A 25839-nucleotide genomic window follows, 5' to 3' on the forward strand; every position below is an offset into this window, starting at 1 on the left:
TTGTAGGCGATATTAAATTCGGTGATCAGGCGTCAAAGAGGGGTGGCTTCTCGAAAGGTGTTCATAAAAGGCCCTCAAGGTGATCCTGATTTAAGGCAGCGTGTCTTCGAAGGCCGAATTTAGCTTTCCAAGCTGATCGCACCCCACCTGTCGTCTCGTGTATGCGTCTCTATATATTGGCAGTTTTACGAATTATTTTATATTGAGTGTATTTCCAATTTATGTTTTTATAACAATATCTTAGTTCGAAAATGATGTAATCTATTCCGTTACGTAACGTGTTTAAATAAAATCTTAATGATAAAATTTACAGGCCAGAATGAATTTGGCCTCAGAACCGTCCTTCAACAAACTCGTCTTATGCAATTCTGCTGCTTCTGGTATGCCAAAGTGACGGCCAGAAGCGGTAGCGTCTGTACAAAGCGGGTTTCGTGCCGTGCCACAAGGACCAGGTTCGCCCGCCAATGCTTGCTCGTGTCAAAGAGACCCGCGTTAACAACGCATATGAAAAACTTAAAACAGATATACTTAGCGGTGAACTTGCGCCCGGATTTCAGGCGCCCGAACCAGAGATAGCTGCCCGTCTTGAAATGAGCCGCACGCCAGTCCGCGAAGCGTTGATCCGTTTGGAGGCAGAAGGGTTGGTTTCGTTGATCCCGCGGCGGGGGGCGAAGGTGTTGTCCATCCAGCTTCAGGACCTGACAGAGGTGATGGAAATCCTCGCAGCGCTTGAGGGGCTGGCGGCCTCAATTCTTGCTCGACTTGAAAACAAAATCGATGCGCTTGCCGAGTTGGAGTGTGCGTCAACTGCCGCGTTGCTTGCGCGGGAACAGAACGATCTGAACGGATGGATTGATCAAGACGACCGCTTTCACAGGATAATTGCCAGATACAGCAATGCACGCCTTGAGCGGGAAATCGGTTTGAATCTGGATCAGATCCATCGGGCGGTGCGTGTTCTCACACGAATGAACGGCGCTCCTGTTGAGGCGGATGCAGATCATCGCTCTTTGATAGAGGCTTTCTCAGGTGGTAATGAGAATGCAGCAAGCGAAATTGCCCAGGCTCATAGATTGAATGCCCTGCAAGCACTGCGATCTGTTTTCGAACGTAGCGGCGTTTCGCAATTGTGATCTGTAAAAGCAGCTTATCGATAGCTCGGTGTTTTTTGATTGAAAAGGCTTCCGGCGCGGATCCGGTCTCTGCAAAACGGGCACCGCTGACTTGCGAGGAAGCCTCCAGAGCACAATTGATTTTCGTTTTTGAGAGGCGACGGTAGCCAGACACTCGCTCGGCGTTTTGCAGCAATTTTCAAACTCACGGCTGAAACTGTCATAGCATTTTCATATGAGCGTCGAATAAGGTTCATATGAAAATGATTGATTGTTGAGAACAGCCGCTGAGCGGTTCGATCCGGATTTGATTGTGCCTGGTCGGACGAGATATGGCAGCGGCGGCAGGAATGTTGGGTGCGTCGTATGCTCGGGCAAATTGATATTACAAAACGGCAGGCAGAGATTGCTGATCTGGTTCAAAAAGCCGGATTTGCCTCAGTTGAGGAATTGGCCGAGCGGTTTGAAGTGACAACCCAGACAATTCGCCGCGATGTAAACGGACTTTGTGAACTTGGAATTTTGCGCCGGACCCACGGTGGCGTCGAGCCACCGGCGCGCGCTGCCAACATCCACTACTCCACCCGGCAGATTCTGAACCTTCCGGGCAAGCAGGATATCGCTCGTCAGGTCGCAGCTCGGGTTGAAAACAATCAGTCGATAGCTTTTTCCATTGGTACAACGCCTGAGATCGTGATGCAGGCTTTGACCGGTCACGAGAATCTGGCGGTCTTTACCAACAATTTGAACGTAGCGTTCAGTGCCTCAAGCAATCCGTCCTTTCAAGTCACGATTGCGGGTGGCCGGCTGCGCTACGGCGACAGGGACGTTCTTGGGTCATCTGCCCAGTCGTTTTTTGCGAACTACAAGGTGGATATCGGCATCTTTGGTGTTGCCGGCGTCGATGAAGACGGCACGTTGCTTGACTTCCATGAAGACGAGGTCGCGGCCCGTCAGGCTATTCTGGCCAATTGCCGGACTTCCTATCTTGTTCTCGACAACAGCAAGTTTGGCCGGAGTGCCCACGTTCGGGGCGGCCACTTGAGCGACGTAACAGATATTTTCACCGACAAGCCTGTGCCTCGGGCCTTTCTGGAGAGTTTGAAAGATGCGCAGACCATTGTCCATCTCCCCGGATCGGCGGAGGGTGACCAATGACAGACCTGAACCTGTCCAGCGCTGGTAAACCGATCGTTCTGGAGAACATCTCCCGCGTCTGGGGGGAGACGGTGGCGGTCGACAATCTCAGCATCACAATGCCCGCGGGGTCTTTTACAGCTCTGTTGGGGCCATCCGGTTGTGGCAAATCCACGACCTTGAGGATGATCGCCGGACTGGAAAGCGTTTCGTCGGGGAGCATCAAGATTGGTGAAAGCGATGTGACCCACACACCGTCGTCCAAGCGAGACTTGTCGATGGTGTTTCAGTCCTACGCGCTGTTCCCGCACTTGTCGGTCGCAGAGAACATCATCTTTGGTTTGAAGGTGCGCCGAGTTGGCCGGGCGGAACGCGATGAGCGCTTGCGGAAGGTCGCTGACCTTCTGGGCTTGTCCCAGCTTCTAGAGCGGAAACCCGGCCAGCTTTCCGGCGGTCAGCAGCAGCGGGTTGCGCTGGGCCGGGCGATTATCGGCGAGAAGCCGATCTGTTTGATGGACGAGCCGCTGTCCAACCTTGATGCCAAACTTCGCCACGAAATGCGGGTGGAAATCCGTGCGCTGCAACGGCAACTCGGTTTTACCATGGTCTATGTCACCCACGATCAGGTTGAAGCCATCACAATGGCGGACCAGGTTGTCCTGTTAAACAAAGGGCAATTGGTTCAGGCCGCAGGGCCGCGGACGCTTTATGATCGGCCGGCCACACCCTTTGCAGCCCGGTTTATCGGCACGCCGCCGATGAACTTGTTCCCGGCAGCGGCCTTTCGAAAACTTGAAAATGCGCCATCGCACAAGTTGGGTGTTCGCCCTGAAGCCATGCGGCGCCAGGTGGGTGGCCCACTGGAGGCGACGATCCGCACGGTCGAATATCTTGGCGCGGACATTCTCGCCGACTGCGTTGTTGCCGATACGGCGTTCCAAGTCCGGTTGACGACCGCAGATCCGGTTACACCCGGTCAGTCCATTGAACTCGGCTTTGAGCCGGATGCCTTGCACGTCTTTGATGCGCAGTCCGGTGCGCGCCGGGATGATCTTGTTTCTGAAATTGGGGCGCAGTTGCGCTCCTGACAGTCTACGTGGGCCCGCGTGGAAACCCCGCCCTGTGCGGATGTTCAAACCCTAGGAAGTCATTAGCCTTAGGAAGAAAACGAATGTTGAAGTCCACTTTCCTGAAGGCCGTTGCTGCAACGGCTTTGACATTCAGCACCTGGGCGTCCGCTCAGGCTGTTGATCTTCAGTTCTATTTCCCGGTTGCTGTCGGCGGCAAAGCAGCTGACACCATTCAAGAGTTGACCGCTGAATACGTCGCTCAAAACCCGGATGTGAACATCGACGCGGTCTACGCTGGTTCCTATCAGGACACAGTTGCCAAGGCGATCACTGCTTCGCGTGGTGGCAACCCGCCGCAACTCAGCGTGATCCTGTCCGTCGACATGTACACACTGATCGACGAAGACCTCATTGTGCCGTTCGACGACTACCTCACCACCGAGGAAGACAAGAAATGGCTCGAAGGTTTCTATCCTGCGTTCATGGAAAACAGCCAGACTGGTGGCAAGACCTACGGCATCCCGTTCCAGCGCTCCACGCCGGTGCTTTACTGGAACAAGGAAGCTTTCAAGGAAGCTGGTCTTGACCCGGAAGTCGCTCCAGAGACCTGGGAAGAAATGGTCGAATTCGGCAAGAAGCTGACCAAAAAAGACGCGTCCGGTAATGCAACACAATGGGGTGTGCGCATCCCGTCTTCCGGTTTCCCATACTGGCTGTTCCAAGGCCTCGCCATCGCAAATAGTGCAGAGCTTGTGAATGCGGAAGGCAACAAAACCAACTTCGATGATCCGAAGGTTGTTGAGGCACTGCAATACCTCGTTGACCTGAGCACCAAGCACGAAGTTATGGCTCCTGGCATCATTGAGTGGGGCGCGACACCGAAGGCTTTCTTCGAAGGCCAGACGGCCATGATGTGGACCTCCACCGGCAACCTGACCAATGTGCGTGACAACGCGCCGTTTGATTTCGGTGTTGCAATGCTGCCTGCAAAAGTGACACGCGGCGCTCCGACAGGTGGCGGCAACTTCTATCTGTTCAAGGGCGCGTCCGATGAGCAGAACAAGGCCGCTGTCGAGTTCGTTCAGTGGATCACTGCGCCGGAACAGTCTGCAAAGTGGACCATCGCTACCGGATACGTCGCTCCGCGCGCCGAGACCTGGGAAACCGAAGAGATGAAAGCCTACACGGCTGACTTCGCTCCGGCTCTGGTTGCCCGAGATCAGCTTGAGTTCGCCAAGGCCGAGCTGTCCACATACCAGAACCAGCGCGTCACCGGCATCTTCAACGACGCCCTGGCAGCTGTCATCACTGGCCAGAAAGACGCTGAGGCGGCTTTGAAAGAAGCGCAGGCACAAGCTGACGAGATCCTGGCGGAATACCGCTAAGGAGGGTCGGGGAGCAGCGCATCGGATCACGGCCCGGTGCGCTGCTTTTCATTTTTGTTGACGCTCATTCTAGGGTCAGGATCCTAGATCGGGCCGGGAAAAGATCTCCGGATTGTGACGCGCATGCAGACGTTGAGACTGAGACGTGACTGGATCTATGGCTGGCTCTTGTTGCTGCCCGCACTCGTGTTCCTGTTCGCATTTACGCATATTCCGGCTGTCACGACGCTCTTGAACAGCTTCTTTTCCACGCCCCGTGGCCGGCGTCCTGCGAAATTCATCGGGCTCGAAAATTACGAACGCATGCTCAATGACGCGGTCTTCTGGAAGGTGCTGTGGAACAATCTCTGGTTTGCCATCGGCACCATCCCGGTCTCCGTGGCCCTGGCTATTGTCATGGCTCTTTGGGTCAATGACAAGTTGGCCGGTCGCAGCTTCGTCCGCATGGCTTATTTTACACCGACCGTTCTGCCGCTCATTGCTGTGGCAAACATTTGGCTGTTTTTTTATACGCCCGGCTTTGGCCTGTTCGATCAAATCACCGGATTTCTGTTTGGCTGGCCGGCATCCAACTACCTCGGCAATCCCGAAACAGCCCTCAACGCCATCATCGTTGTGACTGTCTGGAAAGAAGCCGGGTTCTTCATGATCTTTTATCTAGCGGCACTCCAAGCCATCCCCATTTCCTTGAAAGAAGCGGCGCAAATTGAAGGGGCTGGGCGCTGGACCATTTTCTGGCGGATCACCTTCCCTCTGTTGATGCCAACGACCCTGTTCGTTTGCGTCAATGCGGTGATCAACTCGTTCAGGCTCGTCGATCACATCTTCATTCTGACTGACGGTGGTCCCGACAATGCCTCAGCACTGCTGCTCTTCTACATCTACGAAGTTGCCTTCCGTTTCTGGGAGACCGCTTATGGCGCGACACTCACCGTCGCCCTGTTGGTGTTGTTATCGCTCCTTGCCATTGGCCAGTTCTTCTTCTTTGACCGCAAGGTGCATTACAAATGACCCGCGCCTCCGACATCTTTGACCGTTTTTTGAATACCTTTGCTGCCTGGGCGCTGGCGCTTCTATGGATCCTGCCGCTGGCCTACGCGGTCTGGACCGCCATCCATCCATCGGCTTATGAAGCCAACTTCGATTTGTTTGCGCCGCTGACGACGGAGAACTTTGTAAAGGCTTGGGACGCTGCGCCCTTTCATCGCTACTTTCTCAACACCTTCATTCTGGTGTCGATGATCCTAGCAGGACAATTTTTCTTGTGCACCTTGGCCGCCTTCGCCTTCGCACGGTTTGAGTTTCCCGGCCGCAATGTCCTGTTTGCTTTGGTGTTGCTTCAATTGCTGGTCATGCCGGACATTCTGATGGTGGAAAACTATCAGACCATGCGGTTGCTGAACCTTGTCGACACCATTCCGGCAATTGCGCTGCCTTACATCGCATCCGGCTTCGGGATCTTCCTGCTGCGCCAGACCTTCATGACCATTCCGAAGGAGCTGGACGAGGCAGCCCGGATTGAAGGGGCGTCGGTTCTCGGCGTCCTATGGAAAGTCTATATTCCGCTCGCAAAACCGACGTACCTCGCCTATGGCCTGGTGTCCGTCAGCCACCACTGGAACAACTTTCTTTGGCCCTTGATTGTGACGAACTCGGTCGAAACACGCCCGGTGACCGTTGGTCTTAGCGTGTTTTCCGCGATCGATAGCGGGATCGAATGGTCCGTGATCAACGCAGCGACGCTCATGACATCCGGTCCTCTTTTGATCGCATTCCTGCTGTTTCAGCGCCAGTTTGTGCAGAGCTTCATGCGCGCCGGCATCAAGTAACAGCCGCGAGGTTGAACCAAAGCCAGGTTATCGCAGTGGCGAGCAGGGCACCGTGTCTGCGAATATCACCCCTTCCGCAATTGACCTGTTTCGTGCTAATGGATTTAAGCCGCAGAATTCTGCGGTTTTTTCGTGCCTGTATACTGCCCCGGAGGAAGGTTCGTGCCATCAAATTTTCTGGCAATTGGTGAGTGCATGGTGGAAATGGCGCCGACCGGAGGGGGGACTTTTGCAAAGGGTTTCGCTGGAGATACGCTGAACACTGCCTGGTATGTGCGAAAGTCCTTAAGCCAGGATTGGACTGTTTCCTATCTCACCGCAGTTGGCAACGATCAGATCTCCGAAGAAATGATTGCGTTTCTTGATGGGGCGGGGCTTGCAACCGATCACATCCAGCGGATGAATGACCGCACAATCGGTCTCTACCTTATCCAGCTGAAGGATGGCGAACGCAGCTTTGCCTACTGGCGGTCGCAGTCTGCTGCCCGATGCCTTGCAGATGATGCTGTTGCTCTGTCGACGGCGATGGATACGGCAGGGCTGATCTATTTCAGCGGTATTACGCTCGGCATCCTTTCACCGGAAGGCCGCCAGACATTCCTATCGTCACTTGCTGCCGCACGCCAGAAAGGGGCCCGGGCCGCCTTCGATCCCAATCTCCGGCCGCGTCTTTGGGAAGATCCGCAGACCATGCGGGATTGCGTTACTGAGGCTGCGGGCCTGTGTGATTTCCTGATGCCGTCCTTTGAGGATGAGGAAGCCCACTTTGGCGACGCGAGCCCATCTGAGAGCGCGGATCGCTATCTCAAGGCCGGGGCAGCGATGATTGTCGTCAAGAACGGACCGCAAGAGGTGATTGTGGCAACCGAAAACGACCGAAAGTCGTTCCGTCCGGACCCGGTCCGCAATGTGGTCGACACAACCGCCGCCGGCGACAGTTTCAACGCCGCGTTTCTTGCTGAATATCTCGTATCGGGTGATGTTGACACAAGCGTTGCCGCAGGTGCACGTCTCGCCGGAACTGTTATCCAGCATCGGGGTGCATTGGTGGATTGTCGCGAACTCGCCTGACGAGGGATATTTCAAAAATTGCGGGCAATCCACAGTCATAACCCTGCGGATAAATATTGTCATAAATGCCTATTCATCGATAATTTTATCATGTTAAGTATTTAAAGTTTTGTTTGTGAATCTACCTTAGCGTCAACTGTCGAATCATCTTGTGTGTTTTGGGGGTCTGATGCTGTCCGGACTGAAACTTTCGAAGAAAATTCCAGCTCTAGTGGTCGGGTGCGCTGCAGCGGTTGGTATTGGCATTGGGGTCTCCAGTTATTTGACGTCGAGTGCAGCCGTTCAGGAGCTAACTGAAGCTCGTTTGTCAGCAGCGGCGCAGGTCGGTGCAGATGAGACGCTGAATTACCTTCAAACCATCGAACGGCAACTCAACCTGATTGCTGAAAACCCTGGAACTGTTTCGGCGGTTCAAGACTTTTCAACCGCTTGGCAAGAAATGGCCGATTCCGGCATTGATACGAAATCCGAGCTGCAGCGGGCATACATTACGGAAAATCCGCACCCCACGGGGGAGAAGGATAAGCTCTACGATGCCAAAACAGGCAGCCTGTACGATGTAATACACGCAAAGTACCATCCTTGGTTTCACGAGCTGCAACAGGATGAGGGGTACTACGATGTTTTTCTGTTCGACGCTGATGGCAACCTGATCTATTCGGTTTTTAAGGAACTGGATTACGCGACCAACTTTCAGTCTGGTGGCGGGGAATGGGCGTCGTCCGATCTAGGAGAGGTGTTCCGGAAAGCAATGAAAATCACGGAGCATCACGTCGTTGCCTTTGAGGACTTCGCGCCTTATGGGCCGAGCTATGATGCGCCAGCCAGCTTTATGGCCTATCCAGTGAAGGCAGATGGTGAGGCAATTGGAGTACTCGCTTTCCAAATGCCGATCGACAAGATTAATGAGTTGATGCGCCACAACCTAGGGCTCGGCGAGACCGGTGAGCTAGCTTTGATCGGCGAAGATCGATTGATGCGCAATGACACCGAGTATACCCCGGATCAGAATGATATTCTTGCAACACGGTTGGAAAGCCCAATCATTGAAGAGGCGTTCGCAAACGGTCAGGCGTTTGGGTATGATACTCTTCATCGCGGTGAAAGACTCGACGTAGAGGCTATGCGCTTCGAGTATCAGGGGCAATCCTTTGCCATCGTCGCCATGCAAGCCTACTCCGAAGCTTATGAGCCGGTTATTGCAATGCGCAATAGAATGCTGTTGTTGGGGGTGGTTCTGCTCGGAATCGCTGCGCTTGCCGGTTTCGTTGCAGCACGGTCCATCACACAGCCAATAAACAATCTGGTTGTCGCGATGAACAGACTTGCGACCGGTGATACAAAGATTGAACTCGATGATTCCGGCCGTGCGGATGAAATTGGAGAGATGATCAAATCGGTCGATGTGTTTCGTGACAATGCTATCCAGAGGTTGGAGCTTGAAGCTCATGCGCGCGGCGAGCGGGATCGAGAGCGTCAGCGTCAAGCCCTTCTGGAAAACCTCATTCGCGATTTCAAATCCATCATGACAGACCGTCTCGCCACGGTCGGGGATCAAATGGCGAGAATGCAGCAGGCAGCAACGACACTCGAAGATTTGGCCTCAAATGCTAAATCGGAGTCCGATCAAGCTGGCTATGCTTCAAACAGTGCTTCTGAAAATGTCGCTGCCGTTGCAGCCGCGACGGAGGAAATGACGGCAACAGTGCAAGAGATTGCCAATCAGACCGAAGCGACAATCCGGATTGTAGCAGAAACAGTGGCAGCTGCGGAAGCGACCAACGACAACGTTCAAACGTTGTCTGAGGCTGCCGAACATATTGGCAGTGTTGTGAATTTGATCCGGGATATCGCCGAGCAAACCAATCTGCTCGCACTGAATGCGACCATCGAAGCGGCACGCGCCGGCGAAGCCGGGCGCGGGTTTGCAGTGGTGGCTTCAGAGGTCAAGGAATTGGCGGAACAAACCTCCAAGGCAACTGACGAGATATCTGGGCGAATTACAGGTATTCAGAACTCTGTCCGCGATGCGGCCGGTGCAATCGGTAATATTGCCGAAAAAGTGTCCGAGATCCGAGATCTGACTGGGTCTGTTGCCGGCGCAATCGAGGAACAACGCGCAGCCAACCAAGAGATTGCGCGTTCGGCTAAATCGGCAAGTGATAGTACTGCCAACGCGGCTGGCAGCATGACGACAGTTTCCGGGGCAGTTTTGCAGACTTCAGAGGAAGCCACGGCTGTAAACTCGGCTGCAGATCTCGTATCTGAAGCAAGCAATAGCCTGGCTAGTGAAGTTGAGCATTTTCTCGAAGGCGTCACCAAGGACGTGGAAGACCGCAGGAAGGCTGCGCGAAAGGCAATTTCGGAAGATGTTACGATAACTTTCGGACAGGGCAAAAAGAGAACGGTCCAGCTGATTGACGTCAGCATTACCGGTGCTCAAATCATGGACATGTCTGAACTTCCACTTGGTGAGAAGCTGGTCCTAGAATTCCTGGATGGAAGCCGCCTGCAGGGCACTGTTGTTCGGCACACCGGGTCTGGTTGCGGCGTAGAATTTGCTGATGCACTACCGCACGATCACATACTCTTGGCGGCCTGATTAGATCGCACACCAAAACCAAATTAAAACAGGCGCCGTTGTGGCGCCTACCTTTTTTCGGCTAGTGATTGTTAGTTATGACGATGATGCGCGCTGAGTAAACTTGCGCGGTCTGCGTGATTCAGGAAGCGCGTACTGCGCTTCAATCGGGCCAGTAAAATCTCAAAGCTATTCTGAACGAGCGCCCAGCGGTGCCAACGTTTATTGACGCGCTCAATTTCGAACCCGTGATTTATGTAAACACCAAGTCGAGCAAAACAGGGAGCCGGGTTCAGCTATAGACCAAGTGGTCCTGGGGCAGGTTCTCTGACCAGATCCGGAGTTCATCCAGAAACTTCAAAGCGGTCGCGCCAAACTCGGTGATTTCGTATTCGACGGAAACGGGCGCGGTTTGAAGAACTGTCCGGGTGACAAGACCGCGCTCTTCCAGTTGTTTGAGACGTTCCGCGATCATTTTTTTGCTGGCACCTCCCAGCATCCTTGACAGGTCGTTGAAGCGGACGGGACCGTCCTTAAGGTGCCAAAGAAGCGAGCCTGTCCACTTGCCGCCGAGAATGCGCATGCCGCGCTCAATGGGACAGGGTTCCGTGCAGGCTTCCAGCACGACCCTGCGTTTGCCAACAGTCTCCAGCCGACCGGCCATTCCGTGATCCTCTCCTGATTTTTAGGTTACAAAAAGTATACTGGTTGATCTTTGTAACTTAATCGCTCATCTCAGGGCTGAAATCAAGTAGCGCCGTCGTGATCCGGCGGTACGTCAGCTCAAGAGGTGTTTGCGCATGGCGCGAATTCTGATCATCAACGGGCATCAGCCTTATCCATTTGCCGAGGGGAGGCTAAACGCTGCACTGGTGGAGCGTGCCAAGGCGTTTTTTGAAGATCGCGGCGATGAAGTCCGGGTTGTTGAGACCGCAAAGAACTATGACACAGAAATCGAGGTGGGAAATCACCAGTGGGCCGACACGATTGTCATGCAGTTCCCAGTCAACTGGATGGGTGTGCCGTGGTCTTTCAAGAAGTATCAGGATGATGTCTACACGGCCGGAATGGATGGGCGTCTTTGTGCTGGCGATGGACGCACAGCTGAAGCACCAAAAGAAAACTATGGTGCTGGCGGCAGTCTCATCGGCAAAGCCTACATGTTGTCCGTGACATTCAACGCGCCGCGCGAGGCTTTCGATGACGCGCAGGAATTCCTCTTTCAGGGCCGATCCGTCGATGATTTGATGATGCCGATGCATATGAACGCACGCTTTTTCGGCCTAGAGAAACTGCCGACGTTTGCTGCCTACGATGTCATGAAAAACCCGGATATCGAAAACGATTTTGTCCGCCTCGACGCGCATCTGACCGAAATCTTCAAAGAGGACACGTCCCATGCCGCAGCCTGATATTCATCTTTACACCGCAGCGACCATGAACGGCTACAAGCCGGTGATCTTTCTGGAGGAAGCCGGTGTTCCGTACGATCTGACCTTTATTGATTTTTCCAAAAAGGAGCAGAAGGCTCCGGACCATGTGAAGCTTAATCCGAACGGGCGGATCCCGACCATAGTCGACCGCAGCAATGGCGAGTTCGCCGTATTCGAAAGCGGTGCAATCCTGTGGTACTTGGCTGAAAAATACGGCGTGTTTCTGCCTGAAGAACCCAAGGCCCGTTCAGAAACACACCAGTGGCTAATGTTCCAGATGGCCGGTGTTGGCCCCATGATGGGGCAAGCCATGTATTTCCAGCGCATCGCCGCGCCGAACGGACACGAAGAACCGTTTTCCATCAAACGCTATGTGGACGAAACGCGCCGTCTTCTGGAGGTTTTGAACACGCGGCTTGAGAGCCGTGACTGGCTCGCCGGAGACGCGTATTCGATTGCCGATATCGCCACCTACCCCTGGGCGCGGGCGTACCCTTGGGCAAAGGTTTCGATAGATGGACTGGACCATCTCAAGGCCTGGTTCGACCGGATCGATGCGCGTCCAGCGGTTCAAAAGGCCCTGACGATCCCGAAGGCTCAACCGGCTTTCTGGGGCGATGCGGATGAAAGCGCGTTTCTGAAGGAAAATGCGGCGCGTTTTGCAGCTGACGTAAAGAAAGCGTAGCATTTTACAAAATTTGGTTCAGCCGCAGCAGCTTGAACTCACCGTGTTGGCGGGCGGTCCTTAGCGGCTGGCCGCCTTCCTCGCTTACCGGAGTGTCCTTTGGCAAAAGTTCTTGTTCTTTACGCCCATCCCCGGCCTGACCGGTCGGAGATCAATCAGCCCCTGTTTGAAACTGCAAAAGACGTCCAAGGGGTGACGGCGGTTGATCTTTATGCCGAATACCCCGATTTCGACATCCGTGTCGATGTGGAGCAAGAGCGGCTGCGGACCCACGACATCATCATCTTTCAGCATCCGTTCTATTGGTATTCAGCGCCGTCGATCATGAAGGAGTGGCAAGATCTGGTGCTTGAGCACGGCTTCGCTTATGGCCTTCATGGCAAAGCGCTTGTCGGCAAAAGCTTCATGAATGTGACGACAGCCGGTGCCAAACCGGAAGCCTATTCAGCCGACGGTCTGAACCACTCCGATATTCGCAGTTTGCTTGCCCCGTTCGAGAAGACAGCGGATCTATGCGGCATGCGGTTTCTGGCACCTTTTATCATGTTCGGCGCCGGAAGAGCCTTGGAAGAAAACCGGTTGAATGTGCACCGCAACGCCTATGATGATCTTTTGAAGGCGATGGTTGCGGACCGGTTCGATCTCGAAAAGGCTGGGAAGGAAAAACAGATCTCGGATGTTCTCGACGACTTCATTCTCAAAGGGGAGGCGGTCTGATGGAACTTCTCAGTGACGCCTTTGTTTATCTCTGCGCGGCTGTGATCGCGGTGCCGATTGCGAACCGTCTGGGGCTTGGATCCGTTCTCGGCTATCTCATCGCTGGCGTGGTGATTGGTCCCGTTCTCGGGATTGTCGGATCTGAGACGACCGAAGTGCAGCATTTCGCCGAGTTCGGCGTGGTTATGATGTTGTTTCTGGTTGGCCTTGAGCTGCAACCGGCCATGCTTTGGAAAATGCGCAAGCAGCTCATCGGGTTGGGCGGGCTTCAGGTTCTTGGAACCACAGCCGTCTTTGCAGGTGCGGGGTTGGCATTCGGCCTTGTCTGGCAAAGCGCGGTCGCGCTGGGCATGATCCTCGCGCTGTCTTCAACTGCAATCGTCTTGCAAACCCTCAATGAAAAAGGCTGGCTGAAGACGGAAGGCGGGCAGAGTTCTTTCTCGGTTCTCTTGACCCAGGACATCGCCGTTATTCCCATGCTAGCCATCCTGCCACTTCTCGCGGTTGGCCATGGCGGTGGCAGCCAGGGTGATTCCCACAGCGCGGGGCATGGCGGCGGACATGGTGATGGGGCTGCGCATGGCGGCGAGGCGTTGGCGAGCCTACCCGGCTGGTTGCAGGCAGTGGTCATCCTCGCCGTGATTGCCGCCATCATTGTGGCTGGACGTCATTTGATGCGGCCCGTCTTCCGGTTCATCGCCGAATCGCATCTGCGGGAGATATTCACAGCAACCGCACTGCTGTTGGTGATCGGCATCGCCCTTTTGATGGACTTTGTTGGTCTGTCGCCCGCCCTTGGGACGTTTCTTGCCGGCGTGGTCCTGTCCGATAGCGACTACCGGCACGAGCTTGAAAGTGACATTGAACCGTTCAAGGGCCTGCTTCTGGGGCTGTTTTTCCTGACGGTCGGGGCCGGGATAGACTTCAACCTCTTGTTCGGCGCGCCTGTTACCATTTTTGGTCTGGCAATTGGCTTGATCGTTACCAAGTTCGTCCTTCTCTTCGGGTTGGGGACAATTTTTAAGCTGAAAGGCGCTGACAAATGGCTCTTCGCTTTAGGGCTTGCCCAAGCGGGGGAGTTCGCATTTGTCCTGTTCGGGTTTGCTTTGAGCGCGGGTGTTCTGGAGCCAGCCCTGCTTCAGACACTGACGCTGGTCGTTGCGATTTCCATGTTGCTGACACCGGCCCTATTCATTCTCTATGAAAAGGTCATTGCGCCCAGAGCCGTAACCCAATCGAACAGACCGGCTGACGAAATCGATCGAAAAGGGCGCATTGTTATTGCGGGGATGGGTCGGTTCGGCCAGATAGTCGGGCGGCTCCTGATTACAAGCGGTTATGATGTCGTGATCCTTGATCACGATCCGCAAACAGTTGAAAATCTTGGGAAAGTGGGCCTGAAGACCTTTTATGGTGATGCAACGCGGCCGGATTTGCTGCACGGAGCTGGTTTGCAAGATGCAGACCTCTTCATTGCGGCATTGGATGACCGGGACAAGCAGACAATGGTTGTTGAGCATGTTGCCAAGACATATCCGAAAGTGCGGATCCTTGCGCGAGCACGGGACCGCCACCATGTCTACGAACTCGAACAAGCGGGGGCCCATCATGCCGAACGTGAAGTCTTTGAAGGCGCGATGACAATGGGACGCCGCGCCCTAATAGATCTTGGCATGCACCCGTTTCGGGCACGCAGCAAAGCGAAGGACTTTTGGCATCACGATCGTGCGATGCTGGACGACCTTCGGGAAAACTATAACGACGGCGGCGTCGACAAGTCTTATATTGATGCGATGCGCGCGCACTCGCAAACTCTGTTTGAAATCATGCGGACTGATCACGGTGATGAAAAACATGAGCGTACGGAGCGGGGGTGGAACCCGCCGCCAAAGGGCGATGCCACACTTTGAATACCCGCTGTGCACGGGGCAGAAAGGACCAAGCCAATGACCGACATGACAGATCTCGACATGGAAGAACTGCTCCAGATCGACATCGTGTCCGATGTTGTATGCCCTTGGTGCATCGTCGGTTTCAAGCAACTGGAACAAGCGATCGAAAAAAACGGGGTCTCTGTTGCCATCAAGTGGCACCCGTTTGAACTCAACCCGGATATGGCCGGGGATGGTGAAAACCTGCGTGAGCACATCATGCGGAAATACGGCTCGACCGCTGAGCAGTCACAGGCTGCACGCGACAGATTGACAGAGCTCGGCAAGGAGCTTGGATTTGAATTCCAGTTTTCCGATGAGAGCCGGATGGTCAATACGTTCAAGGCGCATCAACTCATTCATTGGGCCGGCCCACAGGGACAAGAACATCCTTTGAAAATGGCACTCTTTGAAGCTTACTTCAGGGACGGGAAAGATCTGAACGACAATGCTGTTCTGGTAAAGATTGCCGGCAGTGTTGGGCTGGATGAAACTGAGGCGCAGAAGGTCCTGGAAGATGGGCGGTACGCCGGTCCGGTGAAACAAGAAGAGAAGTTTTGGATACAAAATGGCATTCAGGGTGTTCCGGCCGTTGTGTTCGACCGGCGGCACCTGATCACCGGCGCCCAAGGCGTTGACAACTATGCAGCTATTTTGAAGCAGCTGGTCGAGGGCGAAGCAGCCTGACGAAACAAAACCTGATCATTGTTGGCACCAAGCAGCGTCAAATCGTGCAGACGTTGATCGACGTTCTGCGTCCACGAAGTTTGATGGCCTGTTGTCCGGAAAACTCGGCGAGATCGGGCTGGGGGGTATCCTCAGAGTATCCTGCTTTCTTAATCAGGTCTTCGCTCACCACGCATCTGCATCCAAGGTCCCGTGTCGCGGCCTCAAGGCGGCTGGCGACATTCACAGTGTCGCCAACGACCGCAAATTCTAGGCGCCGCGACGGCCCGATATCGCCAAGAATCACAGGGCCGAAATGAACACCGACCGAAATCTGGATCGGGTCCAGGCCAAGGTCCGCCTGTGCTTTGTTGAAGGCTTCGTTTTCTTCGAGAAGCTGGGTAGCAGCCTTGAGCGCATTTGCGGCGTCTCCTGGCTTTGTTTCAGGCGTGCCAAAGGTCGCCATCACCCCGTCGCCAAGATACTTGTCGAGCGTGCCTCCATTCTGGAATATCACTCGCTCAACCATGGCATGGTACTGCCTGAGCAAGGTCATCACCTGTTCAGGTTTGTGCCGTTCGGCGAATTCGGTAAAGCCGACGATATCCGTGAAGAGAACAGCGACGTCCTGTGTCCGGACGGCACCGATATCGCGGTCCGATGAGGCCAGAACATCCACGAGACTTGAAGGAAAGTAGCGAGACAGGTTGGCCCGTTCTGCTGCGATATCCGCTTGCCGCATGAGCAGCTGGTTTGACCGCCATCCCTTCAACGCCAGTATCGCTGCGACCATGAAAAAGACCACGATCTCCTGGATCCTGACACCGGGCTGGACACTGTTGGGATCCAGTTCCCCCAAGATTATGGGGTTTGCTGAAAACGCTTGGGCGGCCAGCGCGCTGAGTTCTGGCACCTCGTGGCCGAACAATGAAACACGAAGCATGCCGAGCACCCAGAGAATGGCAACCCAAGTTCCGATTGCCCAGACCGTGCGCCATGAATAGGCGAGTGTGCCAACCGCCAGAATAATGAAGAAATAAATGAAGTTGTCGAACCGGTAGGTGATTGCGGTCGGTATGTCCTCGCTGACGAAGGGATTGGCTGTCGTAAAGAGTGCGGTGAGCAGAAAAAGGTCCAGGAAAATCAGCAGGAGTTCCGCTCTGGAGTATCCGACGCTCGCCAGGCGGAGTTGCAACCATCCAAGTGCAATGAAAACCAAGACCCAAGCCTGGTAATAAAGGGCACTGAGCGTGGGGTTCAAAAAAGGGATGAGGAGAATGACCAGACCAAGCGCGACCGTTCGGGCAATGACGGCAAGGCGGTGCCCCTCCATTTTCTCCTTTTCAAGCGCCTGAGACAAAAACAGGTTGGACTGTGCTTGCTTGCGTTCTTCGTCCCGCAGCTCGCGAAGCCTTGCGAAGATACGAAATGGGTTTGTAAGTTTGAGAGCCGACATGTTTGCTCCGTCGCATTGCGGTAACCAGGACAGTTATCAAACATTTTTGTCCAAATAAAAAACGCCCGAATGCGTCTTTCTCATCTACCTACCTGCCGATACGGAAAGAGGTCCTAGAGACCCTGCAAGAGGCATTGCTCTCGGGATTGGTTCTTGACATGAATACTGATTCAGGTTTCATATATCGCAGCCGTAGGACGGACCCCCACAAACTGGCTGTGAGACTAGCACCAGCACCGTTTGGTGTCCGATACTGCGCAAACGGGAGGAAATTTTTATGACGATCCGCGTTTCACGCTGGGCCGCTCCGCTTGCGGCCGGGCTCGGACTACTGGCGGCCAGTACCTTTGGTGCGGCGGCCGAGGACATCAAAATCGCCCATGTTTACGGCAAGACCGGGGCTCTTGAGGCCTATGCGAAGCAGTCGCATACAGGGCTTATGATGGGTCTTGAGTACGCCACTGACGGGACCATGGAAATCGATGGCCGCAAGATCGTGGTGATTGAAAAAGACACCCAGCTGAAGCCGGATATTGCCAAGGGGGCACTGGCGGAAGCTTATGGCGATGACGAGGTGGACATCGCTGTTGGCCCGGTGTCCTCAGGTGTGGCACTTGCCATGCTGCCGGTTGCTGAAGAGTATGAGAAGATCCTGATCGTGGAACCGGCCGTTGCCGATTCCATTACTGGTGCGAACTGGAACCGCTACATCTTCCGGACTTCCCGAAACTCGTCCCAGGATGCAATTGCCAATGCGGTTGCTCTTGGTCAGGAAGGCGTCTCCATCGCAACCCTTGCACAAGACTATGCCTTCGGCCGTGATGGCGTTGCAGCGTTCAAGGAGGCCCTTGAGGGCACCGGCGCAAATCTGGTCTTTGAAGAATATGCACCGACCGATACCAAGGACTTCACTGCTAATGCGCAGCGGATCTTTGACGCGCTCAAAGACGAGCCGGGCCGCAAGTTCCTGTTCGTGATCTGGGCCGGTGGCGGCAACCCGATCTCCAAGATCAAGGCGATGGAGCCGGAGCGTTTCGGGGTCGAGATCGCAACTGGTGGCAACATCCTGGCGGCCATGAAGGCGTATAAAGAGCTTCCGGGCATGGAAGGGGCAACCTATTACTACCATGAGATCCCGCAAAACCCGGTGAATGACTGGCTGGTGGCCGAGCACCAGAAGCGTTTCAACTCGCCGCCGGATTTCTTCACCGCCGGCGGCATGACGGCCGGCCTTGCAATTGTTGAAGCGATCAAGAAGGCCGGGTCTACCGACACCGAAGAGCTGATTGCGGCAATGGAAGGCATGGAGTTCGAAACGCCAAAGGGCAAGATGATGTTCCGTCCCGAAGACCATCAGGCGTTGCAGTCCATGTACCACTTCAAGATCAAGGTGGATCCGGATGTTGAATGGGGCATTCCGGAGCTGGTCCGCGAGCTGACGATCGAGGACATGAACATTCCGATCCGCAACCAGTGATCTTATCGGATCAAGGCGGGTTGCAGCCTGCCTTGATCCCTGTTTCCTTTCTCTCACTGCTAGAGTTTTGATGGCTGAAACCCAAACGTTTCAGTTGATCTGATCCTTTTGTCCTTGAGCTCGGAAGTCCTCGAACCGTGACCAAAGAACATCCTATTCTGGAAACGAAAGACCTGACCATTCGCTTCGGCGGGCACGTTGCTGTCGATCACGTGTCTTGTGCCTTTGACCGTGGCACATTGACCGCCATCGTCGGGCCGAATGGAGCGGGTAAGACCACCTATTTCAATCTGATGTCCGGGCAACTCAATGCGACCAGCGGTACGGTGCTTCTGAATGGTGAGAACATCACACGGATGTCGGTTCCCGAGCGGACGGACAAGGGAATTGGCCGGGCGTTCCAGCTGACCAACTTGTTTCCAACGCTGACCGTTCGCGAAAATGTACGTCTGGTGGCGCAGGCCAAGGCGCGCCAGGGCTTCGATTTGTTTTCCATTGCCGAAAGTCATATCGAACTCATCGAGCGCGCAGATCATGTGCTGAACGAGGTCCGGCTGATTGATCAGGCCGATCAGACCGTATCGGCTCTGCCGCATGGTGATCAGCGGAAGCTGGAAGTCGCTATGCTGATCGCCCTTGGGCCGCAGGTTCTAATGTTTGATGAGCCGACAGCGGGCATGAGTGTTGATGAAGTCCCGATCATCCTGGAGTTAATCGGCAAGCTGAAGGCCGATATGGATCGGACCATCCTGCTTGTTGAACACAAGATGGATGTCATTCGCTCCCTCGCTGACCGGATTATCGTCCTGCACAACGGCGCGCTGGTGGCGGATGGCGACCCTGCAGAAGTGATTGCCCTGCCGGTGGTGCAGGAAGCTTATCTCGGCAAGACACCGGAGGCCGCATGATGACAAACACGCTTTTGTCCCTGTCCGGCGTGCACACGCATATCGGTCCCTATCATATCCTCCAGGGTGTCGACCTGATTGTTCCAGAGGGCGGTGTCACCGTTCTGCTCGGCCGCAACGGCGCTGGCAAGACCACGACCTTGCGCACCATTATGGGGCTCTGGACTGCCAGTCAGGGTGAGATCCATTTCGCCGACCACGATATCACCAAGCTGAACACACCGGCCATCGCGGGCCGGGGCATTGCCTTTGTTCCCGAAGACATGGGGATCTTCACCGATCTGACGGTTGAAGAAAACATGATCCTGGCTGCGGCAAACGGGACGATGGATCCAAAGCGGCTGTCCTGGATCAAGGAGCTGTTTCCCCCGATCGGCAGCTTCTGGAATTCGTCCGCCGGAACGCTCTCGGGCGGGCAGAAGCAGATGCTCTCTGTCGCCCGCGCCATCATTGAACCGCGCCGCTTAATCTTGATTGACGAGCCGACCAAGGGGCTCGCACCCGCAATCATCAATGCGATGACAGATGCCTTGCGCGAGTTGAAGAACACTGACACCACCATCTTGCTGGTAGAACAGAATTTTTCCATGGCCTCAAGCATCGGCGACACCGTTGCTGTCATGGATGATGGCCGGATCATTCACTCCGGCGGCATGGCGGAGCTGGCCGCCAATTCCGAAATGCAGGAACGGCTGATGGGACTGAGCCTGGAGGCGCACCAATGAGCGACACGACGATCAAACCGCGCATCGAGAAGGTTCCCGTAACTGAGCAGCTGATGCACAAGCTACCTGTTCTGCTTGTTCCGGTTCTGGCACTTGCCGGGCTGCTTGCGATTGGCAACCCGTCCACCTGGCTGACCCTGACCGTGGCCGGTCTTGCGATGGGCATGATGATCTTCATCATGGCGTCTGGACTGACCGTCGTTTTCGGTCTGATGGACGTGATCAATTTCGGTCACGGGGCGTTTGTCACCGTCGGTGCCTTTGTCGGATTTACCGTCCTTGCGTGGCTCGCCGGCTGGACCGCCTCACCCAGCGTGCTCCTTAACTTGAGCGCTCTGCTGGTTGCCATTCTGGCCGCGATGCTGATCACCGGCGGTCTCGGCTATGCCTTCGAACGGGTGATTGTGAAACCCGTTTACGGTGAACACCTCAAACAGATCCTTGTGACCATGGGCGGGCTGATTGTGGCGCAGCAGATGATCCACGTCGTCTGGGGGCCGGACGAGATGCACCTGTCGCGACCCGAAGCGCTGCAGGGTTCCATTGTCCTCGGCGATGCGGCCATTGAGAAGTACCGCCTCGTCGCGGTTGCCATCGGCCTCGCGCTGTTTCTCGGCATGCGCCACATCTTGAAGAACACGAAGATTGGCCTGCTTGTCCGCGCCGGTGTTGAAAACGGTGAGATGGTGGAGTCGCTCGGCTACCGGATCCGGCGCCTGTTCCTGATCGTCTTCATGACGGGCTCTGCGCTCGCAGGTCTTGGCGGTGTCATGTGGGGCCTCTACCAGGAGACCATCACCGCGCACATGGGCTCTGAAATCATGGTGCTTGTTTTCATCGTGGTGATCATCGGGGGGCTGGGTTCCGTCGAAGGCTGTTTCATCGGCGCGCTGCTTGTCGGGTTGCTGGCCAACTACACGGCGTTCCTGGCGCCGAAGGTGGCGCTCATTTCAACCATCGCGTTGATGGTGGCGGTGCTCATGTGGCGGCCGCAGGGGCTTTATCCGGTCGTCAAGGCGAAGTGAGGAACTGCAGATGCTGATCAAACTTCTTTCAGGCGATACGCCGCGCAGCGGTCTGCTTGCCGTGCTTCTGCTTGTCATCCTGATTTCGCTGGCCTTTGCGCCGTTCTTGTTTCCCGGCACCCGGTCGCTGGAAACGGCGGCAAAGATCTGCATCTTCATCGTTCTGGTGGCGAGCTATGACCTGCTTCTGGGCTATGCCGGCATCGTCTCTTTCGCGCACACCATGTTCTTCGGGATCGGCGCCTATGGCACGGCACTGGCCTTGTCGACGACCGGCCCGACCTACGGGTCCATGATCTGGGGTACGGCTGCAGGGGCCATCGTCGCAGCGGTCTTCGCGCTCGCAATCGGGCTGTTTTCCTTGCGGGTCAAGGCGATCTTTTTCGCTATGGTCACCCTTGCCGTTGCCAGTGCCTTCGCCGTTCTGGTGTCGCAACTTTCGTGGTTGACCGGCGGTGAAGACGGTTTGAACTACAGCATCCCGCGTGAGTTCAAGCCAGCCTTCAAACTTGTCGATGAGAAGATCTTTGATGTGCGCATCAATGGCAAGCTGCTGCTCTATTATCTTGTCTTCTTCGCCTCGCTGATCCTCTTTTTGACCATGCTGCGGATCGTGAACTCACCGTTTGGCCGGACGCTGAAAGCCGTGCGGGACAATGCCTTCCGGGCGGAAGCCATCGGCTACCGTGTCGTCTGGTACCGGACCACCGCGACCGTCCTGTCGGCGGTCATGGCGGCGCTGGCCGGGTCCTTGCTCGCAATCTGGTTGCGCTACACGGGCCCTGCGACGACGTTGTCGATGGAAATAATGATCGACATCCTGCTGATGGTTGTGATCGGTGGCATGGGAACGCTCTATGGGGCCGTCATTGGAGCCACGATCTTCATCCTGGCGCAGACCTATTTGCAGAACCTGATGGGTGTTGCCGCCGAGGCCACCAGTGCCATTCCGCTGGTCTCGACGCTCGTTGCGCCGGAACGCTGGTTGCTGTGGCTCGGCGTTTTGTTCATTCTGTCCGTCTATTTCTTCCCGTCCGGAATTGTGGGGCGCTTGAGGGCAGGGCGTACGTGACGGCATCAGGACTTTACATTCGCGACGAGGGTGCCGGCCGGCCGATTGTTTTTGTTCATGGCTGGTCCTGCCCCGGCATGTTCTTCGATCGCCAGGTTGCGGACTTGAAAGACCATGCACGCTGCATTGTTCCGGATCTTCCCGGGCATGGGGCAACGGGGGATCGTGTTCCGCGCACAATCGAGGCTGCGGCAGACGCCATCCAGGCCCACTTGAATGAACAGGATCTTCAAGACGTTATCTTGTGTGGCTGGTCTATGGGAGCACTCGTTTCCTATGCGCTTATCGAGCGGCACGGCGCGGGTCGGATTGGCTCGATGATTGCCATCGACATGTCGCCGAAGGTCCTGAACGATGAAGACTGGCTAAACGGAACGCGGAGTGGTCTGACGGCCGACCAGAACACCCATTTCATCAACACGATCACCGCCGACTGGCAGCGCCTGCCGCGCCGGATCGCACGGCGCATGTTTGCAGCTGACAGCGAACCGTGCCCGGGCTTGCTGGACTATGCCAGCAGGGAAATCGCAAAAGCCAATCCGATCTGGCTCAAGGACATGTGGATGTCGTTGACAGCCCTCGATTTCCGGGAACTGCTCAGAACCTTCCCAGTCCCATTCCACCTCGCGGCCGGGGCAAAAAGCCAACTTTACAGTCCCGAGGTTCACCGGTGGCATTCCGAAAATGTCCCGGACCTTCAGCTCACCCTGTTCGACCACTCCGGCCACGCGCCGCATCTGGAAGAACCGGAGAAGTTTAAGGCTTTGATGCTGGGTGAGGTGACCCGGTAACGCGGCATCAACGGCCATTTCCGCATGGCACGGGGATGATGCCGGTTGGGGGCCTATGGATCCTTTTTTCCCCCGGCGCTCTGGAAACGAGTAGGCCCCGGACCACGTCCGGGGTGACAGCCCGTGATTGCGGCAAAGCCGTGCCTTCTCCTTCTGCGGTCATCCCCGCTTCATGCGGGGATCCAATCCACCTACCCGCATCGGCCAGAGGAAATTTTGAGCCCGCAGCCGGACTGCAACGCCATGCCCCTTTCCTTGTCCTCGGGTGCCAATGGATCCCCGCAAGAAGCGGGGATGACGACGGCGGGTGTGGATAGGTTTTGCCATTTCCCTTTCGCTTTGGAAACGACTGGGCTCAACATCAAGCCAGGGGTGTCGGAGAAAAGGCCTTGCCGGACCGCTTGCGTCACAGCCTTGGCATCACGGAGAGAATGGTAGAAATCACCCCTTGCCCACATCCTCGACATAGACGAGGGCGCGGCCCTGGCAGATGCGGGTGCCGTCGGCAGTCTCGCAAACGGTTTCAAGGTCTACCAAATGCTTTTCAGGGCGCAGGCGGGTGATGGTGACGGACGCGGTGAGTTCTTCACCGACCGGCGCGGGCGTCAAGAACTCAAGGCTCTGCTTGAGATAATTCGTACCCCTTCCAGGCAGTTTGACGCCGAGGAGATAGGAAAACAGACCGCCGATCAGCGGGCCGGGAACTGTCTCGGGCGCAACTGCATTTGGGCCGGCAAGGGCGGCAAAATCCGCCATGTCGGTAACCGTGTAGGACCTTTTGATCTCGTCGCGTTGACCGATTTCAAACATCACGCGCCTCCGTCAGTTCGCAGCTTCCGGACAGGGTGACAGCTCCATCCGCTGTTCTTGAGATTTCAATCTGGATCTCTCCAGGCATGCCGGCAGTTTCGGAGAACCGCAGCGTCAGTTCTTCATCGGCATAGGACGGGTTGGGGAACATCAGGTTTTGCACTTTATGAGCGCGACTTGGATAGAGCTCCTGCAAATATCCGAACACGCGGGTGTAGAGCAGCATGCCGTGCGAGACCGTTCTGCCGAACCTCGTGCGCGCCGAGAAGTCCGGATCAACATGGATTGGGTTGTCGTCACCGGAGAGTTTGGCGAAGGCATCGAATTCGGCCTGGGTTGGGATCCAGGTGAAAGTTGCCGTTGCCGGTGCTTCGTCAATCAGGCTCATCGTTCAGGCCTCCTCGGGCAATTTTTGAAGCAAATTGTCTTTGAGAATGTTTTTGCGGACCTTGCCGGCCGCCGTGCGCGGCAAATCGTCAGTAACGGTAAAGGTTTTCGGGATCTTGTAAGGGGCAAGATGATCCCGGCACCAGCCGGGCAGGGCAGCGGTGTCGATCTCTTCGCCAGGCCGCGGTACCAGGAACGCCGCGCCAACTTCGCCCCATTTTTCGTCCGGAACGCCGATCACGACAGCTTCCAGAATGGCCGGGTGAGCGTCCAGAACCTTTTCGACCTCGGCGGGGTAAACGTTCTCGCCGCCGGAGATGTACATGTCCTTGATCCGGTCGACGATGTAGTAGTAGCCGTCTTCATCCCTGCGGGCGATGTCACCGGACTTCAGCCAGCCATCGACGGTGAAGATCGCAAGGGTTGCCTCCTTGTTGTCCATGTAGCCAGGTGTGATATTGGGACCGCGAAACTGAACTTCACCTTCGCCCGCGCCGTCAATGACCGCGCCATCTGAAGACTGCAGGCGGACATCGGTCATAATCTGGGCCTTGCCGACGGAGCCGATCTTGTCTGCAGCTTTGTCCTTATCCATCAGGAAGACGGTTGGACCGGTTTCCGTCATGCCCATGCCGTTGCAGATTGTGACGCCACGTTTTTGGAAGTCGACCAGAAGGTGTTTTGGAACAGGTGCGCCGCCGCAGCCCAGTGAGCGCACTTTTGAAAAATCTATTCTGCTGAGGGAGTTAGACAGTGCAAGGGCCTGGTAAATCGCCGGAACGCCGAAGAACGCTGTGACTTTGCCCTCGTTCACCAGGTCAAGCACAACGTCGGGCTCAAACTTGCGCAGCACCGTCGAAGACCCGCCATTCAGAAAGATCGGCATGGTCGGCAGATTGATCCCGGCCGTGTGAAACAGCGGCAGGAAGTTGACGCCTGTTTCGTGCGTGCTCAGGCCGGTTGCCTGGCAGTAGTTGATCATGTTGGCAGTGGCCATGCCGGCGGTCTGGATGACGGCCTTGGGTAGGCCTGTCGTGCCGGATGTGTAAAGCAGATACCAGGGCTCGCTTGCCTTGATGGCGGCTTCGTTGGGCGCGGAAGTTGTGGAGCCCTCAAGGTATTGGTTGAGCGCGCTCTTGCCATCATCAATCGCGCCGATCGGAACCAGCTCCAGACCAGTTTCTGCTGCAAGTAATTTTGCGGCCTCGGTGAACGCCTCGTCGTGAAACAGGACCTTGGACCGGGAGGCTTGCAGAATGGGCTTGAGCTCGGCCACGGGCTGACGCCAGTTGAGCGGCACCAACAATACTCCGGACTTCTGAGCGGCGAACAGGAGAACAAAGAAATCTGGATGATTGTGACAGAGCACCGCCATCCGATCGCCCCGTGACAAGCCGTTTTCGAGCAGGCGATTGGCCAGCTGATTTGCGCGGATGTTGATGTCGGAAAATGTATATGCGAGCCCGCTGTCATGATCGGTAAAGGCCACAGCGTCAGGTGTCAGTTCCGCCCGCTTGGCGGCCATATCGGTCAAGAACTCCATGTGTCCTCCCAACACTTGGATCCTGGTC

At 55.6% G+C, this 25839-nt stretch carries 24 protein-coding genes; 19 read left to right on the top strand and 5 right to left on the bottom strand.

The features are described from left to right. The first annotated feature begins 464 nt into the window (after positions 1-464). The 8 genes from AC0J4F_RS08770 to AC0J4F_RS08805 all read left to right on the top strand — a co-directional run bounded on the left by AC0J4F_RS08770 (position 465) and on the right by AC0J4F_RS08805 (position 10206). On the top strand, positions 465-1133 hold the full coding sequence (locus AC0J4F_RS08770) for a GntR family transcriptional regulator (protein ID WP_473025988.1): 669 nt from the start codon (positions 465-467) through the stop codon (positions 1131-1133). Positions 1134-1478: 345 nt separating this feature from the next. Beyond that, a complete protein-coding gene (locus AC0J4F_RS08775) occupies positions 1479-2270 on the top strand; it encodes a DeoR/GlpR family DNA-binding transcription regulator (RefSeq protein WP_473025989.1) in 792 nt (263 codons plus the stop codon). Continuing rightward, on the top strand, positions 2267-3337 hold the full coding sequence (locus tag AC0J4F_RS08780; protein ID WP_473025990.1) for an ABC transporter ATP-binding protein: 1071 nt from the start codon (positions 2267-2269) through the stop codon (positions 3335-3337). The genes AC0J4F_RS08775 and AC0J4F_RS08780 overlap by 4 nt, the downstream gene beginning before the upstream one ends. Positions 3338-3420: 83 nt before the next feature. Further along, positions 3421-4704, top strand: a complete 1284-nt coding sequence (locus AC0J4F_RS08785; RefSeq protein ID WP_473025991.1) for an ABC transporter substrate-binding protein — start codon at positions 3421-3423, stop codon at positions 4702-4704. Positions 4705-4827: 123 nt separating this feature from the next. Continuing rightward, positions 4828-5715 carry a carbohydrate ABC transporter permease gene (locus AC0J4F_RS08790; RefSeq protein ID WP_473025992.1) on the top strand — a complete coding sequence of 296 codons (888 nt, stop codon included), beginning with the start codon at positions 4828-4830 and terminating at the stop codon, positions 5713-5715. Next, positions 5712-6533, top strand: coding sequence for a carbohydrate ABC transporter permease (locus AC0J4F_RS08795; RefSeq protein ID WP_473025993.1), 822 nt, complete (start codon positions 5712-5714; stop codon positions 6531-6533). Before AC0J4F_RS08790 ends, AC0J4F_RS08795 begins: the two co-directional genes overlap by 4 nt. Positions 6534-6695: 162 nt before the next feature. After that, complete coding sequence (locus AC0J4F_RS08800) at positions 6696-7604, top strand: sugar kinase (RefSeq protein ID WP_473025994.1); 909 nt, start codon at positions 6696-6698, stop codon at positions 7602-7604. Positions 7605-7773: 169 nt separating this feature from the next. Further along, positions 7774-10206, top strand: coding sequence for a methyl-accepting chemotaxis protein (locus AC0J4F_RS08805; protein WP_473025995.1), 2433 nt, complete (start codon positions 7774-7776; stop codon positions 10204-10206). 271 nt (positions 10207-10477) lie between these two features. On the opposite strand, the gene AC0J4F_RS08810 is transcribed toward AC0J4F_RS08805, so the two are convergent. Beyond that, entirely contained in the window at positions 10478-10849 is a 372-nt protein-coding gene (locus tag AC0J4F_RS08810) for a winged helix-turn-helix transcriptional regulator (protein ID WP_133951591.1), read from the bottom strand. Positions 10850-10985: 136 nt separating this feature from the next. On the opposite strand from AC0J4F_RS08810, the gene AC0J4F_RS08815 reads away from it, so the two are divergent. From AC0J4F_RS08815 to AC0J4F_RS08835, 5 genes are all read left to right on the top strand, one after another. Continuing rightward, on the top strand, positions 10986-11597 hold the full coding sequence (locus tag AC0J4F_RS08815; RefSeq protein WP_133951593.1) for an NAD(P)H-dependent oxidoreductase: 612 nt from the start codon (positions 10986-10988) through the stop codon (positions 11595-11597). Further along, a complete protein-coding gene (locus AC0J4F_RS08820; protein ID WP_133951595.1) occupies positions 11584-12303 on the top strand; it encodes a glutathione binding-like protein in 720 nt (239 codons plus the stop codon). Before AC0J4F_RS08815 ends, AC0J4F_RS08820 begins: the two co-directional genes overlap by 14 nt. Positions 12304-12402: 99 nt before the next feature. After that, on the top strand, positions 12403-13020 hold the full coding sequence (locus tag AC0J4F_RS08825; protein ID WP_473025996.1) for an NAD(P)H-dependent oxidoreductase: 618 nt from the start codon (positions 12403-12405) through the stop codon (positions 13018-13020). After that, positions 13020-14930 (top strand): monovalent cation:proton antiporter-2 (CPA2) family protein, encoded by a 1911-nt coding sequence (locus AC0J4F_RS08830; RefSeq protein WP_133951599.1) that lies wholly within the window; start codon positions 13020-13022, stop codon positions 14928-14930. The genes AC0J4F_RS08825 and AC0J4F_RS08830 overlap by 1 nt, the downstream gene beginning before the upstream one ends. 36 nt (positions 14931-14966) lie before the next feature. Further along, positions 14967-15638 carry a DsbA family oxidoreductase gene (locus AC0J4F_RS08835; RefSeq protein ID WP_133951601.1) on the top strand — a complete coding sequence of 224 codons (672 nt, stop codon included), beginning with the start codon at positions 14967-14969 and terminating at the stop codon, positions 15636-15638. A 37-nt stretch (positions 15639-15675) separates the two neighbouring features. On the opposite strand, the gene AC0J4F_RS08840 is transcribed toward AC0J4F_RS08835, so the two are convergent. Further along, positions 15676-17073 (bottom strand): adenylate/guanylate cyclase domain-containing protein, encoded by a 1398-nt coding sequence (locus AC0J4F_RS08840; protein WP_473025997.1) that lies wholly within the window; start codon positions 17071-17073, stop codon positions 15676-15678. 277 nt (positions 17074-17350) lie between these two features. Between AC0J4F_RS08840 and AC0J4F_RS08845 the strand changes: the two genes are divergently transcribed. The 6 genes from AC0J4F_RS08845 to AC0J4F_RS08870 all read left to right on the top strand — a co-directional run bounded on the left by AC0J4F_RS08845 (position 17351) and on the right by AC0J4F_RS08870 (position 23071). Next, entirely contained in the window at positions 17351-18550 is a 1200-nt protein-coding gene (locus AC0J4F_RS08845) for a substrate-binding domain-containing protein (RefSeq protein WP_209179764.1), read from the top strand. A 137-nt stretch (positions 18551-18687) separates the two neighbouring features. Then, complete coding sequence (locus AC0J4F_RS08850; RefSeq protein WP_133951606.1) at positions 18688-19458, top strand: ABC transporter ATP-binding protein; 771 nt, start codon at positions 18688-18690, stop codon at positions 19456-19458. Next, the gene (locus AC0J4F_RS08855; protein WP_473026415.1) at positions 19458-20183 is read left to right on the top strand and encodes an ABC transporter ATP-binding protein; all 726 of its coding nucleotides are present in this window, start codon (positions 19458-19460) and stop codon (positions 20181-20183) included. The genes AC0J4F_RS08850 and AC0J4F_RS08855 overlap by 1 nt, the downstream gene beginning before the upstream one ends. After that, positions 20180-21208, top strand: a complete 1029-nt coding sequence (locus AC0J4F_RS08860; protein WP_209174727.1) for a branched-chain amino acid ABC transporter permease — start codon at positions 20180-20182, stop codon at positions 21206-21208. The genes AC0J4F_RS08855 and AC0J4F_RS08860 overlap by 4 nt, the downstream gene beginning before the upstream one ends. A 10-nt stretch (positions 21209-21218) precedes the next feature. Further along, entirely contained in the window at positions 21219-22280 is a 1062-nt protein-coding gene (locus AC0J4F_RS08865; protein ID WP_055670804.1) for a branched-chain amino acid ABC transporter permease, read from the top strand. Next, on the top strand, positions 22277-23071 hold the full coding sequence (locus tag AC0J4F_RS08870) for an alpha/beta fold hydrolase (protein WP_473025998.1): 795 nt from the start codon (positions 22277-22279) through the stop codon (positions 23069-23071). Before AC0J4F_RS08865 ends, AC0J4F_RS08870 begins: the two co-directional genes overlap by 4 nt. A 441-nt stretch (positions 23072-23512) precedes the next feature. Here AC0J4F_RS08870 and AC0J4F_RS08875 read toward each other — a convergent pair whose 3' ends face one another. The 3 genes from AC0J4F_RS08875 to AC0J4F_RS08885 are packed head-to-tail and all read right to left on the bottom strand — an operon-like array spanning position 23513 to position 25811. After that, positions 23513-23881 (bottom strand): hotdog family protein, encoded by a 369-nt coding sequence (locus AC0J4F_RS08875; RefSeq protein WP_420339808.1) that lies wholly within the window; start codon positions 23879-23881, stop codon positions 23513-23515. Further along, entirely contained in the window at positions 23874-24269 is a 396-nt protein-coding gene (locus AC0J4F_RS08880; protein WP_473025999.1) for a MaoC/PaaZ C-terminal domain-containing protein, read from the bottom strand. The genes AC0J4F_RS08875 and AC0J4F_RS08880 overlap by 8 nt, the downstream gene beginning before the upstream one ends. 3 nt (positions 24270-24272) lie before the next feature. Beyond that, complete coding sequence (locus tag AC0J4F_RS08885; RefSeq protein ID WP_473026000.1) at positions 24273-25811, bottom strand: AMP-binding protein; 1539 nt, start codon at positions 25809-25811, stop codon at positions 24273-24275. Positions 25812-25839 lie beyond the last annotated feature (28 nt).

Source organism: Roseibium sp. R5 (assembly GCF_055755305.1).